This is a genomic window from Kitasatospora sp. NPDC089913 (assembly GCF_044748625.1).
In the GTDB taxonomy this organism is placed as follows: domain Bacteria; phylum Actinomycetota; class Actinomycetes; order Streptomycetales; family Streptomycetaceae; genus Kitasatospora.
The window spans coordinates 125,142-140,935 of sequence record NZ_JBIVGI010000015.1 but is presented as its reverse complement, the minus strand read 5'-3'; the positions used below and the strand labels follow the sequence as shown (position 1 = coordinate 140,935).

The 15,794-nt window shown below is 76.3% G+C and carries 16 protein-coding genes; 6 read left to right on the top strand and 10 right to left on the bottom strand.

All coding sequences use genetic code 11. The features are described from left to right. Window positions 1-196: 196 nt before the first annotated feature. The 3 genes from ACIPYS_RS23170 to ACIPYS_RS23160 form a co-directional block, all read right to left on the bottom strand. The gene (locus ACIPYS_RS23170; RefSeq protein WP_400748940.1) at window positions 197-1,018 is read right to left on the bottom strand and encodes an integrase; all 822 of its coding nucleotides are present in this window, start codon (window positions 1,016-1,018) and stop codon (window positions 197-199) included. Window positions 1,019-1,404: 386 nt separating this feature from the next. Further along, entirely contained in the window at window positions 1,405-2,028 is a 624-nt protein-coding gene (locus ACIPYS_RS23165) for a TIGR03086 family metal-binding protein (protein WP_400748937.1), read from the bottom strand. Further along, window positions 2,025-2,930 (bottom strand): alpha/beta hydrolase, encoded by a 906-nt coding sequence (locus ACIPYS_RS23160; RefSeq protein WP_400748934.1) that lies wholly within the window; start codon window positions 2,928-2,930, stop codon window positions 2,025-2,027. The genes ACIPYS_RS23165 and ACIPYS_RS23160 overlap by 4 nt, the downstream gene beginning before the upstream one ends. A 153-nt stretch (window positions 2,931-3,083) precedes the next feature. Here ACIPYS_RS23160 and ACIPYS_RS23155 point away from each other — a divergent pair, with 153 nt between their 5' ends. After that, window positions 3,084-3,728: a TetR/AcrR family transcriptional regulator gene (locus tag ACIPYS_RS23155; protein WP_093861312.1), complete on the top strand. Its 645-nt coding sequence runs from the start codon at window positions 3,084-3,086 to the stop codon at window positions 3,726-3,728. A 105-nt stretch (window positions 3,729-3,833) separates the two neighbouring features. On the opposite strand, the gene ACIPYS_RS23150 is transcribed toward ACIPYS_RS23155, so the two are convergent. The 4 genes from ACIPYS_RS23150 to ACIPYS_RS23135 form a co-directional block, all read right to left on the bottom strand. After that, a complete protein-coding gene (locus ACIPYS_RS23150; RefSeq protein WP_400748930.1) occupies window positions 3,834-5,174 on the bottom strand; it encodes an amidase in 1,341 nt (446 codons plus the stop codon). Window positions 5,175-5,222: 48 nt separating this feature from the next. After that, window positions 5,223-5,498 carry a hypothetical protein gene (locus tag ACIPYS_RS23145; RefSeq protein WP_093861310.1) on the bottom strand — a complete coding sequence of 92 codons (276 nt, stop codon included), beginning with the start codon at window positions 5,496-5,498 and terminating at the stop codon, window positions 5,223-5,225. Between the two features lie 110 nt (window positions 5,499-5,608). Continuing rightward, window positions 5,609-6,709 (bottom strand): allantoicase, encoded by a 1,101-nt coding sequence (alc, locus tag ACIPYS_RS23140; RefSeq protein WP_093861309.1) that lies wholly within the window; start codon window positions 6,707-6,709, stop codon window positions 5,609-5,611. 59 nt (window positions 6,710-6,768) lie between these two features. Beyond that, a complete protein-coding gene (locus ACIPYS_RS23135) occupies window positions 6,769-7,680 on the bottom strand; it encodes a LysR family transcriptional regulator (protein WP_400749078.1) in 912 nt (303 codons plus the stop codon). A gap of 168 nt (window positions 7,681-7,848) precedes the next feature. Between ACIPYS_RS23135 and ACIPYS_RS23130 the strand changes: the two genes are divergently transcribed. Together ACIPYS_RS23130 and ACIPYS_RS23125 are read left to right on the top strand one after the other, a co-directional pair. Beyond that, window positions 7,849-8,868 carry an LAETG motif-containing sortase-dependent surface protein gene (locus tag ACIPYS_RS23130; RefSeq protein ID WP_400748925.1) on the top strand — a complete coding sequence of 340 codons (1,020 nt, stop codon included), beginning with the start codon at window positions 7,849-7,851 and terminating at the stop codon, window positions 8,866-8,868. 103 nt (window positions 8,869-8,971) lie between these two features. Then, complete coding sequence (locus tag ACIPYS_RS23125) at window positions 8,972-10,069, top strand: hypothetical protein (RefSeq protein ID WP_400748922.1); 1,098 nt, start codon at window positions 8,972-8,974, stop codon at window positions 10,067-10,069. A 35-nt stretch (window positions 10,070-10,104) separates the two neighbouring features. Here ACIPYS_RS23125 and ACIPYS_RS23120 read toward each other — a convergent pair whose 3' ends face one another. Further along, entirely contained in the window at window positions 10,105-11,529 is a 1,425-nt protein-coding gene (locus ACIPYS_RS23120; RefSeq protein ID WP_400748919.1) for a DHA2 family efflux MFS transporter permease subunit, read from the bottom strand. Window positions 11,530-11,542: 13 nt separating this feature from the next. Beyond that, a complete protein-coding gene (locus ACIPYS_RS23115; protein WP_400748916.1) occupies window positions 11,543-12,205 on the bottom strand; it encodes an NADPH-dependent FMN reductase in 663 nt (220 codons plus the stop codon). A 112-nt stretch (window positions 12,206-12,317) separates the two neighbouring features. Between ACIPYS_RS23115 and ACIPYS_RS23110 the strand changes: the two genes are divergently transcribed. Further along, entirely contained in the window at window positions 12,318-13,004 is a 687-nt protein-coding gene (locus ACIPYS_RS23110; protein WP_400748913.1) for a TetR/AcrR family transcriptional regulator, read from the top strand. 95 nt (window positions 13,005-13,099) lie between these two features. Here the strand turns inward: ACIPYS_RS23110 and ACIPYS_RS23105 are convergent, their stop codons facing one another. Then, the gene (locus ACIPYS_RS23105) at window positions 13,100-13,753 is read right to left on the bottom strand and encodes an ATP-binding protein (protein WP_093861304.1); all 654 of its coding nucleotides are present in this window, start codon (window positions 13,751-13,753) and stop codon (window positions 13,100-13,102) included. 228 nt (window positions 13,754-13,981) lie between these two features. Here ACIPYS_RS23105 and ACIPYS_RS23100 point away from each other — a divergent pair, with 228 nt between their 5' ends. Both ACIPYS_RS23100 and ACIPYS_RS23095 read left to right on the top strand, forming a co-directional pair. Beyond that, window positions 13,982-14,815: a hypothetical protein gene (locus ACIPYS_RS23100; RefSeq protein ID WP_400748910.1), complete on the top strand. Its 834-nt coding sequence runs from the start codon at window positions 13,982-13,984 to the stop codon at window positions 14,813-14,815. Window positions 14,816-15,017: 202 nt separating this feature from the next. Continuing rightward, a complete protein-coding gene (locus ACIPYS_RS23095) occupies window positions 15,018-15,788 on the top strand; it encodes a YcnI family protein (RefSeq protein ID WP_093861302.1) in 771 nt (256 codons plus the stop codon). The last annotated feature ends 6 nt before the right edge of the window (window positions 15,789-15,794 follow it).

The window sequence follows — 15,794 nt, the reverse complement described above, 5'->3', positions numbered from 1 at the left end:
CGGCGGAGCGGGCCCCGGGCATCGGCTGTTCGGGGCCCGCTCCGAGGGACGGCCGGGAGGGGCCGACCGCGTGGGAGGGCCTTCCCGCGTCCTCGACCGTCGGACCGCTGCGGCGACGGCCGTCCGACCGCTCCGGCGACGACCGTCCGACCGCTCCGACCTCGGCAGCCGGGGCGCCCCGTACGTGCCCCCGGTGTCAGAGCCGGGCGTAGAGGGCCGAGGCGTCGTCGTGGGCCTTGCCCCGGGGCCAGCGTTCGCAGCCGGCGTCGGCGCGTTCGACCGCGCGGACCTGGGCGATGAGTTCGGCGGGGCCGGACTCGCCGAGCAGGCGCAGGGCGTCGCCCCAGCTGCCGAGGCCGAAGCGGTCGGTGAAGCGGGCCGCGCCGTCGGAGAGGGCGGCCACCGCGCGCAGTCCGGCCAGGGGGACGAAGCCGGTCTCGGCGTGGGCGGCGGCCTTCGGGCTGGCGGCGGCGATCCAGGGGCCGGTGCCGGAGTTCCGGACGGCGCGGACGGCCAGCGTGTACTCCAGGTGCAGGGCGGCCCGTTCGGCGGAGCCGGGCACCGTCGACCAGACCTGCCGGCGCAGTTCCTCCCCGCCGGGGAAGCGCTGGTTGTCGCCGATCACCCGGGGCGGACCGTCGGCCGGTTCCAGCACCAGCAGGGAGTCGCCGAGCACCAGGTACTCCAGCGAGGCGCCGTGCCGACGGGCGGCGACCACCATCGCGGCGGGCGTGTTGGGGTGGGCCAGGTCGCAGCGGCCGCCGTGCAGGGCGGCCGTCTCCGCGATGGCGTCGGCCAGGCACTCGGCGATCGAACGGTCCGGGCGGTCGGTGAGCCGGGCCAGCAGGTGGACCCCGAGTCTGCGGACGTACCAGGCGGTGCCGTGGCGGCACCCGGACTCGAGTCCGGTCGGCGAACTCGAGCCGTCGAGGAGGACGAGCGCCTCGGAGGTGGCCGCCGCGAAGTCCTCGCTCTCGCGGTCGGGCCGCCGTGCTTCCCATGCGAGCTGTACCTGCATCCCGACAGTGTGCGCGCCGGGTGCGGCGCGCGCCCAGACCCGTGCACGCGCCGCGCCGCGCGCTCCCGGTGGCAGCGCGGGTGATCCGGCCATACCGTCGGAGCACGAGTGGACATTTCGGCCAATCAGGGCCGTCCGGGTTTGGGACCACCTTCGGGGGATCCCCGCCCCCGGCGCTGACGAGGGCGAGGAGCGAGAGATGTTCTGGCAGTTCATCGTGCTGTTGGCGGCGACGATCGGCTTCCCGACCGCCACCCTGCTGTTCCTGATCGGCGGCCCGCGCTTCCCCGACGAGCGGCGCGACGCCGACCGCTGACGGCTGACGACTGACGGCCGACCCGGTGACGCGGCCGGCGGTCAGCGCGCGGCCGGCGATCAGCGCGCGGTCAGCGGCCGGCCGCCGACCAGGACGGGTCGCGGCCGAGCAGGGCGAGCACGCGGTCGAACGGCCCGGTACGGTCCGGTAGCGCCCGGACGGGACCGAACGCCTGCCCGGGCCCCCGCGCCCCCGCGCTGGCCGGAACCGCCCCGGCCACCGTGAGCAGCGCCCCGACCAGCGGCGGTTCGGCCTGCACCGCCGCCACCAGCCGGGCCGGCGAGCCCAGCGCGGCCGCCACGTCCCAGGCGTGCACCAGGGTGTCGAGCAGGTGGAAGCCGACCGCCCGGTCGAACGGGAACGGCCCGCCGTCGCCGATCTCCGGCAGGTGCAGCGCAGCGGGTTCCGCCGCCGCGCCGGCGGTGGCGAACGCGGCGGTCAGCCGCTCCGCCGACCGCCGGAACGCGCCCGCCGGGTCGCCGTGGACCGGGACGTCGCGCCAGCGCGCGCGGTCCGCCCCGGCGCCGAGGGCGGCCGCGGCGAAGCCCCGGTGCTGCCCCACCTCGTGCTCCAGCAGCCGCCGCAGCGGCCACCCGGCGCACGGGGTCGCCAGCACCAGCTGCTCCGGTTGCACGGTGCCGACCACAGTGGTCGCCAACTCCAGTGCACGGGCGTGCAGTTCGACGATCCTCATACCGCTCCCACCGCCTCCCCCGGCCCGTCGACGGTCCGGCCGCCGGGGTGCGCCCCGGCCGCCAGGAAGCCCGTCACCTGGTCCAGCACGGTCGGCTCGACGAGGATCCGGCGGTGGCCGAGCCCCCGGGTGGCCACCAGTTCCAGCCGCTCCCCGTACGCCGCCCGGAGCCGGCGGGCGTGCGAGAACGGGACCACGTCGTCGTCCTCGTCGTGCGCGACCAGGATCGGGAGCGCGATCTCCCCGGGCTCGCGGGCCGCGTCGAAGTGGGTGCGGATGTCCGCCACCCCGGGGAACATCGCGCCGCCGGCCTCCCGGCGGCGCAACTCCCGCTCCACGGTGGCGTTCAGCCCCAGCCGGTCGCAGAACGCGGTCGGCAGCCAGGAGAGCTCGGATGCGCCGGAGAAGGCGACCAGCCGCTCCGCCCGCAGGCCCTCGCGCAGCGCCAGGAAGGCCGCGTTGACGCCCAGCGAATGGGCTACCACCGCCTCGAAGTCGCCGTACCGCTCCTGGAGCCGCAGGGCGAGGGCCCGGTGGTCCAGCACGGTGGCGGTGCGCCCGCCGGAGTCGCCGTGCCCGGGGGCGTCGTAGCCGACCGCGGTCAGGCCGAGCGCGCGCAGCCGGGGCACCAGGTGCGCGAAGCGGGAGGCCCGGGAGCGCCAGCCGTGCATCAGCAGGACGGGCCGGGCACCGTCGCCCCAGGAGTAGACGGCCACCCGCGCGTCCCCGTGCCGGATCGTCCCGGTGACGGCCCGGTCGTGGACCTCGTGCTCGCCGGGGCGGACCCGGCTGCGGCGGAAGGGGTGGCGGTAGAGCCCGAAGGCGGCCCGGCCGGCGAGCCCGGGGGCGGCCAGCGAGGCGGTGTTCAGGGTGGTGCGGATCAGTGCGACGGCCGGGTCCATGCGGAACTCCTGTGGGTGCCGAGGGGCAAGAGAGCCGAACTCGGCAAGATATTAGCACGATCGTTCGTGCTGTTTTCAGGTCGACGGACGCTCCCCGCTACCCTGGCCGCACGACGGAGAGGCCGGGGAACGGCCGGAGGACTGGGGTGAGCGGTGGCCGGATCGACCACGGACGGACGGGTACTGCGCGGCGAGGAGACCCGGCGGACGGTCCTGCGCCGGGCCGTCGCGATCGCCTCGGTCGAAGGGCTGGACGCGCTGTCGATCGGCCGGCTCGCCACCGACCTCGGCCTCAGCAAGAGCGGGGTCTTCGCCGGCTTCGGCTCCAAGGAGGAGCTCCAGCTCGCCACCGTGCGGGCGGCCCGCCGGATCTTCGCCGACGCGGTGCTCGCACCGGTCCGGGACGAGCCTCCCGGCCTGCGCAAGGTCCGGCTGCTCTGCGAGTCCTGGCTGGCCTACTCGCGCGCCCGGGTCTTCCCCGGCGGCTGCTTCTTCTACGAGGTCAACGCCGAGTACGACGCCCGGCCGGGCCCGCTGCGCGACGTGCTCGCCGCCAACTGGCGGGAGTGGCACGCCACCGTGCTCGGCCTGGTCGAGGAGGCCGTCGGCACCGGCGAACTGCGGCCCGACGCCGACCCGGAGGACATCGCCTTCACCCTGATCGCCCTGCTGGAGAACGCCAACCCGCAGGCCCTGCTGTTCGACGACGACACCCCGTACGACCGGGCCCACCGTGCCGTGCTGCGCCGGCTGCGCTCGGACGCCACCGACCCGGACGGGCCCGCCTTCAGTGCCTGAGGCCCGGCGAGGCCGGGCCCACGAGGCCGGGGCGCGCGAGGCCGGGGCCCACGAGGCCGGGGCGCGCGAGGCCGGGGCTCTCGCGTTCGCCCGGGCGCTCCCGGCTCAGGAGCCGTCCAGCACCCGCTCCAGGACCGCCGCCAGGGCCAGCAGCCGCTCGTCCGCCCCGGCCTCGCCGACCACCTGGAGGCCGAGCGGCAGGCCCGCCGCCGTCACCCCGGCCGGCAGGCTGAGCGCGGGCAGGCCGGCATAGCTCCAGGGCAGTGACATCACCGCGCTGCCGGTGCTGTCCAGCCCGAGCGGGGCCGGGCCGGTGGCCGAGGGCGCCAGCAGCAGGTCCACCCCGGCCCGGTGCCGCCGCTCGGCGAGCCGCTCCCGGAACGCCGTCCGGGCGCGCAGCGCGGCCGCGCGGTCGGCCGGGTCGACGGTCCGCCCGTGCCGGATGCTCGCCACCGTCTCCGGCCGGTACAGCTCACCGAAGCGGGCGAACCAGTCCGTGTGGCTCGCCGCCATCTCGAAGCGGTTGACCGTCTGCGCCTGCCGCTCCAACTCGTCGAAGTCGGGCAGCAGATCGAGCCTGCGTACCGTCAGCCCGCGCGCGGCCAGCAGGGCCAGCTGGCGGTCGAACGCCTGCCGCGCCGCCGGCCCGGCCCGGTCCAGGTACGGGCCCACCGGAACGCCGAGCACCGGCGCGCCGTCCGCCCACGCCCCGCCGTTCGCCGCCCCGCCCGGCCCGGCCGCGTGGTCCCAGTCGTCGCACAGCAACGGGGCGGCCAGCGCGGCGCCCGCCAGATCGGCGGTGAACAGGCCCACGGTGTCGAAGCTCGGCGCGTTGGGGATCACGCCCGCCGTCGGGATCCGTCCGAAGGTCGGCCGGAAGCCCACCACACCGCAGTAGGCGGCCGGGCGGATCACGGAGCCGATCGTCTGGGTGCCGATCGCCAGCGGCACCAGTCCGGCCGCGACCGCCGCCGCCGAACCGCTGCTGGAACCGCCCGGGGTGTGTTCGGGGCGGTGCGGATTGCGGGTCCGGCCGGGCGCACTGCCGGCGAACTCGGCGGTCACGGTCTTGCCGGCGACCAGCGCGCCGGCCGCCCGCAGCCGGTCCACCACGGCGGCCTGCGGCCCGGCCAGGACGCCCGGCGGAAGCAGCGAACCGCCGTGCGTGGGCAGCCCGTCGACGTGCACGATGTCCTTGATCCCGACCGCCACCCCGTACAGCGGCGGCGCCTGCGCCGGGTCCGGGTGGCGGGCCACCAGCGCCCGGGCCTCGGCCTGCAGCCGGTCGGCGCGGCCGGGTTCGGGGACGAAGGCGTGGATCAGCGGGTCCACCTGCTCGATCCGGGCGCAGAGCCGGTCGACGTGGACGGCCGGGGTCGGCACGCCGGCCCGCAGCGAGGCGGCCTCACGGACGAGCGAGCGCGGCCGCACCAGGGACTTGTCCATGGCGCCCACGGTAGCCCCGGCCCGCCCGCGACCGCGCCGCCGCCCCGGTCAGCCCGTGGGCCAGCCGGCTTCCGGCTGGCCGCCGGGCGGTCCCGGCCGGTGCTCGTCCCCCAGGTAGGGGGACTCCCTCAGGACGTACGCGCCGCAGGTGTGGCAGCAGAGCTCGGGGGTGTGCCCCCAGTCCGTCGCCTCCCGGGCGGGTGCCGCCGCGTCGATCTCCCGGCCGCACATCGCCGCGTCCTCGCCGCCTCGGACCATGTGCCACAGCCGCACCCCGGCGGACGCGCCGCCGGCGCCGAACTCGGCCCGCATCTGGTGCATCATGCCCCCATCGTCCGGCGGGCCGCCGGACCCGGCAAACGGAGCGGGAGCCGCCGGGCGTCCGGCGCCACCGGCTCACCCCGGCCCGCACCGACCGGCCCGGCGGCACCGGATCAGACCAGCCCGCCGTACAGCCGCAGCCGGGCGATCCCGCCGTCCGGGAAGACGTCCAGCCGGACGTGGGTGGCCGGACGCGGCGCGTCGACCACCAGCCGGTGCACGGCGTCCGGCTGGAGCCGGGTGCGCGGCACCAGTTCGAACCACGCCTCGGGATCGGCGCCCTGCTCGTCCCGGCCCGACAGCGCCGCCCAGCCGGCCGCGTTGCCGACGTAGTAGCCGGTGTCGATCTCCACGGCCCGGATCGCGCCCCGCCCGGCCAGCCGCAGCCGGACCCAGTCGTGGCCGTCGTCGCGGCGCCGCCGGTTCTCCCAACCGTCGCCCATCGCACCGGACTTGCCGGGCAGGGCGAGGTTGACCGGGGAGGAGAAGAAGCGGTCCGAGGCGTCCTCGACGGCGCCTCCGTGCTCGACCGCGGCCAGGTCGAAGGTGCCGAGCGCGGTCAGCCAGGCCGGATCCGGACGGGCCTCGCCGTGCACCCGGAAGCGCGCGATGCCGCCGTCGGGGAACTGACTGAGCCTCAGATGTGTGAACCGGCGGCCCCCTTCGACGGCGAAGCCGTTGGCGGCGTGGCCGCGCACCGGCGAACGGGGCACCAGCGGGTGCCACTCGGTCTCGGGGGCCAGCAGCTCCTCCGGGCCCGGGGTTCCCGGGAGTTCGGCACCCTCGACGCCGATCTGCAGCGGGAAGTTGCCGCGGAAGTGCGCGGTGTCGACGACCACGCCGTGCACGACTCCCGGCACGCCCAGCCGGATCAGGGCCCAGTCGTGGTCCTCGACGGTCGGGTGCGGGTGTCCGGCGCCGGTGCCGCGCCGCCGCCGGGTCTCCCAACCGTCCATGATCTGGCCCTTGTTGCCGAAGGTGTGCGGGCGGAACTCGGCCGCGCCCGGCAGCAGCAGGTTCTCCCGCTCGGCGAACAGCTCGTCGTTGGCGGCGAGGACCGCGCCGCCGAGCCGGCGGTCGGCGAGGTCCACCAGGCCGGTGAAGGGGAACTCGGCGGTGCGGTAGTCGGCGTAGGGGTTGCCGCCCCCGTACGGCGGGGCGTAGGCGTCGGACAGCTGGTCGGGACGGGGGCCCGAGATCCGTTCGGTGGTCATGCCTCCACCCTCGCCCCGGGTCACCCGTCAGGTCCATCACAAAGAAATGAGCAAACCGTTCAGTCCGACTGAAGGGTCCTGGCGACGGCCGTCAGCTCCGCCAGCACCCGGCGCAGCGGGGGCGTCCGCTCCGTGCCCGCCCGGACCGCCGCCACCACCCGGCGGGTCGGCAGGTCCGCCGGCAGCGCCCGGACGACCGCCGAGCCGCCCCGCCCGGCCGAGGCCAGCCGCGGCACCAGCGCCACCCCCAGCCCGGCCGCCACCATCGCCAGGATCGCCGTCCAGTCCGCGGCGGTGTGCGCCCGCTCCGGGGTGAAGCCCGCCCGGGCGCAGGCCGCCGCGGTGATCTCCCGCCAGGGCCCGGCCGCGCCGTAGATCCAGGGCTCCGCCGCGAGGTCCGCGAGCCGCAGCCCCGGTGTCCCGGCCAGCGGGTGGCCCGGTGGCAGCGCGACGTCCAACGGGTCGCTGAGCAGTTCCGTCTCGACGAATCCGGAGCCCCGGCCGACCGGCCCGACCACCGCCAGCGACAGCGCCAGGTCGACGTCCCCCGCCGCCAGCAGCCGGACCGCCTCGGCCGCCTCGGCCTCCACCACCCGCACGGTCAGCCTCGGCGCGGCCTCGCGCAGCCGGGACACCGCCGGGACGAGCAGCCCGGTGATCGCGGTGGCGAAGGCCCCCACCCTGACCTCGCCCGCCTCGCCGTGCAGATAGCCCGCCAGCTCGGCCTCGGCACGTTCCAGCTGTCCGAAGACCACCGCCGCGTGACGCAGCACCAGCCGGGCCGCCGGGGTCAGCCGCACCCGCCGCCCGTAGGGCTCCAGCATCGGCGCGCCCACCTGCCGGGCCAGCGCCGAGACCTGCTGCGAGACCGCCGAGGGCGACAGCCGGAGCCGCTCGGCGGCCGCCGTCACCGTCCCGCACTCGTCGACCGCCCGCAGCACCCGCAGCCGCCTCAGGTCCCACTCGCCCACCGCTCCCATCGCGCCAGGGTAGGGCGTCGCCGACCGCCTCCCGGGCCCCGGCACCGGACGCTTCGCCCACCCTCCGATATGGTGCCGCTCCTGCGACGCGCCGGTGATCACACCGAGGCGCCAACTCGCCCGTATTCGGACAGATTTACTCAAGCTGGAGCCAAGACCGTGCGCACTTCCCGCCTTCTGGCCGCGTCCACGCTGATAGCGCTCTCCCTCGGCGCGACGGTCGGCACGGCCACCGCCGGCGCCGTCGGCATCTCGCCCACCCCGACGACGACGGCCCCGACGTCCCCCGCCCCGACCACGGCAGCCCCGACGACGGCCCCGAGCGGCTCCCCGAGCGCCACGCCGACCCCGACCGGCACCCCGAGCACCGGCACCCCGAGCACCGGCACGCCCTCCGCGAGCACTTCGCCCAGTGCCACCGGCACCCCCGGCAGCACCACCTCGCCGAAGCCGACCAACCGCCCCACGACCCCGGCACCCACGTTCACGAACCGCTGCCAGGGCGGCGTCCACGGGGGTGACAACCACAACCTCAAGGCCACCGGCACCGGCCTCTGGGGAACCACCCTGGTCAAGGGCGGACCGGCCCAGGAGGTCCAGGTGACCTTCGAGAACACCACCGGCGTGGACCTCGCCAGGTTCTCGTCCAGCATCTACATCACCGACAACTGGAACGAGCGTCCGCTGGACTGGCGGACCGACTTCTTCACCGTCCAGCTCCGGCTGCCCGGATCGGACTGGAAGCCGGCCGAACTGGTCGACCGCGCCATCGACACCGGGACCCACCGGATCGCCAAGGGCGAGAAGCTCACCATCCAGTTCCGGATCGCCGCCAACGCCGCCCCCGTCGGCGACTACGGCGGCACCGTGGGCGGCGGCTCCGAGGTCTTCGACAACACGCCGGACCTCCCCCAGCCCGCTTCCCCCCTGCCGAACAGCTGCACCCAGTACGGCAACTACTACGAGGGCGGCTTCAAGGTGGCCGACAAGTCCTCCACCACCGCCGCCACCCCCCTCAAGGCGACCGCCTCGCCGTCCGCGGTGAGCGGCCCGCACCTGGCCGACACCGGCTCCAGCTCCAACACCCTGCCGATCGCCGTCGGCGGCGCCGCCGTGCTCGCGGCCGGTGCCGGGACGCTGCTCGTGCTGCGCCGCCGCAAGGCCGGCGCGCACAGCTGACGCACCACCGCCGGAACGTCCGAAGGGTCCGTACAACCGTGCGGGCCCTTCGAACGTCCCCCATGCGCAAGCGGTTTCGTCCGACCCTCACCGGAGCCCCCCTGTGCGCACTTCCCGTCTGGCGGCCACCGCCACCCTGTTCGTGCTGACCGGCGGCGTCCTGGCCGGCGGAACCAGCCCCGCGACCGCCGCCGACGGCAGCGCGTCGCCCTCGGCGAGCGCGACGGCCGGGCCGACGGCCGGAGCGACGCCCGGAGCGACGGCGACCACCACCACGCCGACTCCCAGCACCGGCGGGCCCACCCCCACCGCCTCCGCCACGGTGACGCCGTCGGCCACCGGCACGCCCCCGGCCACCGCCACCCCGACCGACCCCGCTCCCGGCACCGCGACCGCCACCCCTTCGGCCACCTCGACCCTGCCCGCCGGCTGCGAGTCCGAGTACCAGGTCACGATGCCGGTCCACGCCGTGCCGACTGCGGCGACCCTGGTCCGGGGCGGACCGCCGCAGGACCTGGCCTTCTCCTTCTACAACAGCAGCGACACCGTGCTGACCGACTTCCGGATCAGCTACCGGATCGAGGGCCCGCAGGGCGGCGCCCCGTTCAAGCCCCTGGTCAGGATCCAGGGCGGCCCCTTCACCCCGGTCGAGCCGAACGACGGCACCGGGACGACCGCCGTCGGCTCCTTCCGGGTCCCGGCGCACGAGATGGTCACCGCCGAGCTGAGGTTCGCCGACGAGCCGGGCACGGTCTCCGGGGACTACGCCGTCACCGTCGCCGGCTCCTCCGAGGTGCTTCCGTACGGGGTGGGCCCGGTCAACGTGAAGTACCGGTGCAACCGGCTGCTGGGCTCGCTCACCAGCACGCTCACCCGCACCGAGCCGGCCCCGGCCACCACCGCCCCGTCGACGAGCGCCTCGCCGACGGCGACGGAGACGGCGACGCCCACCACGAGCGCCTCCCCGGACGCGTCGCCCTCGGCCCCGGCCACCACCTCCGGCACGCCCGGCACCTCCGGCACCGACAACGGCGACCCGGCCGGACCCCGGCTGGCCGGCACCGGCGCGAGCTCCGGCAACGTCCCGCTCGCCGTCACCGGCGGCATGGCGATCGTCCTCGGCCTCGCCGCCGTCGTGGTCGCCCGCCGCCGCAACCGGGCCGCCGCCGCCTCCACCGCCGCCCCCACCACCCGCGGCTGATCCCGCCGCCCGCTCGGGCCGGCCGCCGGCGGGCGTCAGGGGCGGCGGGCCGGGAGGAAGGAGGCGGGGACCAGCGCCAGGGCGAGGAGGACCGCGGCGACCGCGTACGTACCGCGGAACCCGGCGGGGTCCGTACCGCAGGAGCTCAGGAGCACGGACAGCAGCGCCGTCCCCACCGACGCCCAGACCTGGGAGTTGATGCTCAGGGCGGTACTGGCCGCGGCCAGCCGGTCGTCCGGGAGGTCGCGGGTGGCGGTGGTCATCGTCGGCATCAGGGTCGTGCCCGCTCCGACGCCCATCAGCATCGCCGCGCCGACGACCCGCCAGGCCGGCACGCCCTCGGTGCCCGTCTGCAGGGCGGTCAGGGCCATGCCCAGGGCGCCGACGGCGATGCCGAGGCGGACCAGGTGGCGCGGCGCGACCCTGTCGATGCGGCGGGAGGCGACCTGCATGGTCACGCCGACGGCCAGACCGACCGGTGCGCCGAGGAGTCCGGCCGCCGTGGCGCTCAGGCCACGTGCCTCCTGCCAGTACATCGGGGCGAGCAGCATCGATCCGAAGTACCCGCCGGTGAAGAGGGCGAGGGTGCCGACACCGGCGGCGAAGGTGCGGTGGCGCAGCAGCCGGAGGTCGAGCAGCGGGTGGTCGGCCGTCAGGGCGCGGCGGACGAAGGCGGCCACGAGCACCGCACCGGCGAGGGCGGGCACGAGGGTGCCGGGGGCGGTGACGTCGCCCTGGTCCCCGCTGCGGGCCAGACCGTAGAGCAGGAGGGCGAGGCCCGGGGAGAGCAGCAGCAGGCCGGGGACGTCGAGCCTCGGCGGTGCGGGGGTCGCCGGGCGCGGCGGATCGGGTCGGAGCAGCCTGGCGGCGAGGACGAGGGCGACCGCTCCGACGGGCAGGTTGACGAGGAAGATCCAGTGCCAGGAAGCGGTGTCGAGCAGCCAGCCGCCGAGAGCGGGGCCGGCCACCGGGCCGGCCAGGACGGGCAGTCCGAGCAGGGCCATCGCCCGCCCGAGGCGGGCCCGGTCGGCGGTGCGCATCACCATGGCCATGCCGACCGGGGTGAGCAGGCCGCCGCCGAGTCCCTGGACGGCCCGGAAGGCGATCAGGCTGCCGACGTCCCAGGCGCACGCGGCGAGGAGGGAGCCCAGGGTGAAGAGGGTGAGGGCGGTCAGGTAGGTGCGCCTGGCACCGTACCGGCCCATCGCCCAGGCGGCGGTGGGCACGACGGCGGCGAGCGCGAGGGTGTAGGCGGTGGCCGTCCACTGGACGGTCGTCAGGGGTGCGTGGAGTTCCTCGGAGAGGCTGCGCAGCGCGACATTGACGATCGTCATGTCGAGCACGGACATGACCGAGCCGGTGATGACGACGGCGAGGGTGCGGTTGAGCGCGGCGGAGGAGCTTCGCGGCGGCTCGGCCGGGGCCCGGACGGCGGGTCCGGCGGTCTGGACGGTGCTCACGGCCCGGTCCCCCTCAGCCCTGGTAGGGGCGGGTGGTGCGGGCGGAGCGCAGGGTCCGGCCCCACCAGTCGAGCTGGCCGAGCATGCCCTTGGCGGCGCCCTCGCTGACGGCGGCGTCGCGCGGGGCGCCGTCCTCGGCGAGGCCGGACCAGGGGCCGTGCAGGCTGACCGAGTCCCGGACCGTGACGGCGTGCAACTCGGCGAAGACCAGCCGTAGTTGCTCGACCGCGCGCAGTCCGCCGCCGAGGCCGCCGTAGGAGACGAAGCCGACCGGCTTGGCCTGCCACTGGGTGTAGTGCCAGTCGATGAGGTTCTTCAGGGCCGCCGGGAAGCTGTGGTTGTACTCGGGGGTGACGACGACGAAGGCGTCGGCGGCGGCCAGGCGGGGCGTCACGTCCGCGAGGGCGGCGGCGGCCTCCGGGGTCGAGGTGCCGCCCCAGCCGGGCATGGCGAGCGGCAGGGGGACGTCGACGAGGTCGATGACGTCCAGGTCCAGGCCGGCGGTGCTCCCGGCGGCGGCGAGGAACCAGTCGGCGACGGCACGGCCCTGGCGGCCCTCGCGGACGCTGCCGACGATGACGGCGACGCGCAGCGGAGCGCCCCCGGCGTCGGTGGCGGCGTCGACGGCGGTGTCCAGGCCCGTGGTCGTGTCCAGGACCGTGGTGGTGGCAGGCATGACGAGATCCCCTCCCGAGGCGGTTCGGCCGCCCCGTGCGGCCTCCCTCCGGTAAACTACAACGAGCGTTGCAGAAATTACAACGCCCGTTGTAATCGATGAGGAGGCGGACATGGGGAGCGACAACCGGACCGGAACGGGCACGGCGCCCGAAGAGGTCTCGCCGCGGAAACTGGCGAAGCAGCGGGCCATGGCGAGCGCGGCCTGCTCGGTCTTCGGACGCGAGGGCTACACGCGCGCCTCGGTCGACGCGCTGGCGACGGCCGCCGACGTCTCGACGCGCACCCTGTACAACCACTTCCCCGGTGGGAAGGCGGAGCTCTTCCGCACCGTCGTCACCTGGACCTCCGGCGTGGTGAGGGACGCCCAGATCGCCCGGATCCGCGCCCTGGTGGACCCCGCCCGTCCGCCCCGCCCGGAGGACCTCGAACGGGATCTCGTCGCCCTCGCCCGCGCCCTCGTCGGCATGATGACCGACTTCCCGGACCACTTCGCCCTCGTCCGGCACATCCACGCCGAGGCCGACCACGTGCCGCCGGAGCTGCTGGCCGCGTGGCGGGAGGCGGGCCCGAGGCCGGCCGGGGAGGCCCTCGCGGAGGCGATGACCGCCCTCGCCGACGCCGGGCTGATCGACGTGCACGGGGACTCGGCCACGACGGCCGGCCACTTCACGGCCCTGATCTCGCACGCGATCGTGCAGCAGTCGCACTACGGGGTCCTGCCGCTGCCGCAGGAGGAGACCGACCGCCTGATCGGCACCGGCGTCGCGGCGTTCCTCCGGGCCTACCGGGCCGGGTGACGGCACGGCCCCCAGGACGGCGCGCTGCTGCGGACACGCCCCGGCGGCCCGGTCTCCCCGGCCGGTCTCCCCGGTCGGATTCCGGGGGGCGGGCCCTACGAGGCGGCGCGCAGCAGCGCCCCGTCCTGCCACTTGAGGATCTTGTCGAAGCTGACGATCGCCCCCCGCAGCGGATGGTTGCGGAGCTGGACGTGGTCGGTGAGGGCGTGGATGAGGAACAGGCCCCGGCCGGACTCGGCGGTGAGGTCGGGCAGCGCGTCCAGGTCCACCGGCCGGAAGACGGGCACCGGGTCGGCGGCGGCCGGGAGGACGTGGGTGTCGTACGGGCGGCCGTCGCGCCGTGGGCGGTGGGTGGTGAGCAGCGGCCCGGGGACGGTGGCGCGGCCGCGCCGGGCGCGGCGGCGGGGCTGCGCCCGGCCCGCCGGCCGGGCGGGCGGGGCCACCGGGACGGCGGCGGGGGCCGGACGGCGGGCCGGGCGGTCGGGCCCGGGCAGGCCGGGGCCCGAGTCGGTCACCTCGATCCGCAGCAGGTCGCCGCTGATCGACGCGGTGACCTGGTAGCCGTCGTCGGGCCGCCCGCACGCGCCGTGCTCGACCGCGTTGGCGCACGCCTCGCTGAGGGCGACGCCGAGATCGTGGGCGATCTGCGGGTCGACGCCCGCGGTCGCCATCGCGCCGAGCAGTATGCGGCGCGCGAGCGGCACGCTGGCCGGGTCGCGCTTGAGGTGCAGAGTCCACCAGATGTCCACGGGAGGTCCCTCCTGGCTGCGGCTCCACATATAACGAGGTATCTCCGGGCGGTGCGGAGGTGAACCGTGCCGAGGCCCCACTACCGCCCGTTCGGCGGATGGACGGGGGGACAGGCATGTGCCGAGCAGCGCACACCGGGGGCCGTGCGCGGGGCCGAACGGGGCATTCGTAGGGATTTCCCACCCTGCCGATCCGGTGGGTGTGCGCGATGAGATGATGTCCCGGCCATGAATGCCCCAGCCGCCGCCCCGCACCCGGGCGCCCCCGCACCGGACGCGCCGGTGGGGGCCGCCGCCTGGGACCTGCGGCTTGCCCGGGCGGTTCCGTTCGCCCTGGTGTGCACGCTGATCGCGGCCGCCGGGCACGCGTTCGCGGCCGGCGGCGAGGTCGCCCCGCCCACGCTCGCGGCCGGGTTCGCCGCCGTGCTGGTGCTCGCCACCGCCCTCGGCGGCCGGGAGCGCTCGCTCGGCGCGATCGCCGGGGCGCTGGGCGCGGGCCAGTTCGGGCTGCACCTCCTCTTCCACTCCTACGGCGGCCCGGCGGCGGCCGGCGGGCACCACCACGGCGGCGCACTCGGCTCCGGCCCGCTGACGCTGCCGCAGGTCGCCAGCCGGCTGGTCTGCAACGAGGCCCGCCCGGGCACCCTGATCGGTCTGCCCGGGAGTCCCACCGCCGAGCAGGTGGTGGCCGGCGCGGGTCTGGACCCGCAGGCGTACGCGGCCGCGCCCTGGTGGCAGGGCGGCGTGCTCGGGATGACGCCGGCGATGCTGGCGGCCCACCTCGGCGCGGCGCTGCTGGCCGGCTGGTGGCTGCGGCGCGGCGAGGCGGCGCTCTGGCGGCTGGTGCGGATCACCGCCTCGGCCGCGCGGACCCGGGCGGCCGAGCCGCTGCGGACGGCGTGCGCGCTGGCCGCGGTGCTGCTGCGCGGCCTGCTCGGTCTGCCCGGTGGACCGGCCCGCCGGTCCGGTGGCCGCGGCGCGGACGACCCGCTGCCGGCCGGTGCCGTGCTGCGGCACAGCGTGGTGCGGCGCGGGCCGCCCCTCGGGCTCCTCGCGTACTGACCCGCCCCGTGTCCCCGGTGTCCCCCACCGGTACCGGTCCGGCGGCGGTCGGGAGTACGCGGCGCCGTGCCGTCCCCGCCCGATCCGTGCGGTCCTGCGGCCTCCCCCCACTTCTTCCCCCGCCGCGCGGCCCCGCCGAGGCACGGACCCCTCCGTGCCCGGGAGCGGGCCTGCCGAGCCTCCGAACGGAGACACGAACCCCATGCGTTCCCTTCCCGCCCGTCGTACCGCCGCCGTCGCCCTCGCCGCCGCCGCCTCGGTGGTGGCCCTCGCCGGTCCCGCCTTCGCCCACGTCACCGTGAACCCGGGCAGCGCCGAGCAGGGCGGCTACACCGCCGTCGACTTCCGGGTCCCGAACGAGAACGACGCCGCCGGCACCGTCAAGCTGGAGGTCAACCTCCCGCTGGACCACCCGCTCGCCTCGGTCCGCACCCAGCCGCTGCCGGGCTGGACCTCCACCGTCGAGAAGGCCAAGCTGGACAAGCCGATCAAGGTCCACGGCAACGACGTCAACGAGGCCGTCTCCAAGATCACCTGGACCGCCGACGCCGGCGTGAAGATCGCCCCCGGCCAGTTCCAGGAGTTCCGGGTCTCGCTCGGCCCGCTGCCGACCGACGCCGACGCGATGGTCTTCAAGGCCCTGCAGACCTACGACAACGGCGACGTCGTCCGCTGGATCGACGAGGCCAAGGACGGCCAGCCCGAGCCGGCCAAGCCCGCCCCGGTGCTGAAGCTGACCAAGGCCACCTCGGCCGACGGCCACGGCGTGACCGCCTCCGCCACCCCGTCGGCCGCCGCCGACGGCCACGGCACCGGGCACGGCGACGCGGCCAAGAACGACGCCGCCTCCGACGACAAGGCGAGCGACTCCACCGCCCGCGTGCTCGGCGTGGTCGGCATCGTGGTCGGTGTGATCGGCACCGCCGTCGGCGTCCTCGGCCTGCGCCGCCGCAACGGCGGCTCGGCCTCCTGATCCCAG

Excerpts from the sequence above, each read along its gene's own strand:
- ACIPYS_RS23170 (WP_400748940.1), bottom strand. The coding sequence starts at position 1,018 with ATGCAGGTACAGCTCGCATGGGAAGCACGGCGGCCCGACCGCGAGAGC.
- ACIPYS_RS23110 (WP_400748913.1), top strand. The coding sequence starts at position 12,318 with ATGGGGAGCGACAACCGGACCGGAACGGGCACGGCGCCCGAAGAGGTC.
- ACIPYS_RS23115 (WP_400748916.1), bottom strand. The coding sequence starts at position 12,205 with ATGCCTGCCACCACCACGGTCCTGGACACGACCACGGGCCTGGACACC.
- ACIPYS_RS23145 (WP_093861310.1), bottom strand. The coding sequence starts at position 5,498 with ATGATGCACCAGATGCGGGCCGAGTTCGGCGCCGGCGGCGCGTCCGCC.
- ACIPYS_RS23150 (WP_400748930.1), bottom strand. The coding sequence starts at position 5,174 with ATGGACAAGTCCCTGGTGCGGCCGCGCTCGCTCGTCCGTGAGGCCGCC.
- ACIPYS_RS23165 (WP_400748937.1), bottom strand. The coding sequence starts at position 2,028 with ATGAGGATCGTCGAACTGCACGCCCGTGCACTGGAGTTGGCGACCACT.
- alc (WP_093861309.1), bottom strand. The coding sequence starts at position 6,709 with ATGACCACCGAACGGATCTCGGGCCCCCGTCCCGACCAGCTGTCCGAC.
- ACIPYS_RS23160 (WP_400748934.1), bottom strand. The coding sequence starts at position 2,930 with ATGGACCCGGCCGTCGCACTGATCCGCACCACCCTGAACACCGCCTCG.
- ACIPYS_RS23100 (WP_400748910.1), top strand. The coding sequence starts at position 13,982 with ATGAATGCCCCAGCCGCCGCCCCGCACCCGGGCGCCCCCGCACCGGAC.
- ACIPYS_RS23095 (WP_093861302.1), top strand. The coding sequence starts at position 15,018 with ATGCGTTCCCTTCCCGCCCGTCGTACCGCCGCCGTCGCCCTCGCCGCC.